The following is a 371-nucleotide window of genomic DNA, read 5'->3' on the forward strand; positions in this document are numbered from 1 at the left end:
GGCCAGATCCAGTGGCTGACGATCACCAGTACCGCCAATACCAACGGCATCCAGAGCGACGACCAGCGCAAAGGGTAGCCGATGGCGTTTTTCGCTGCCGGGTTACGGCGAATCTCCCAGGCAGAAAACAGCAGCGCCACCAATGCCAACGGCAAACCAAACAGCACCAGTGTTATTAATTGCGCCCCCGGAGCGCTCAGCAACGTCAATCCCATCGCTGCAAAGAAAGGTGACCAAAAAGCGCAGGCCGAAAAGGCTCGCAACAGCACCATGCCCTGTTCGGGTTGCAAGGGCTGATGCTGACGAGCATGGGCCAGACGGTCACCAACAATCAGTGCGGCAGAGATATTCAATACCGATGCAATCAGATG

Annotated in this window: 1 protein-coding gene; it reads right to left on the reverse strand. The window is 56.6% G+C overall.

All coding sequences use genetic code 11. From position 1 onward, the window contains the following. On the reverse strand, nucleotides 1-371 hold a 371-nt coding region (locus Q4563_RS17105), incomplete at both ends, for a hypothetical protein (protein WP_303605347.1).

Source organism: Gilvimarinus sp. 1_MG-2023, from assembly GCF_030548285.1.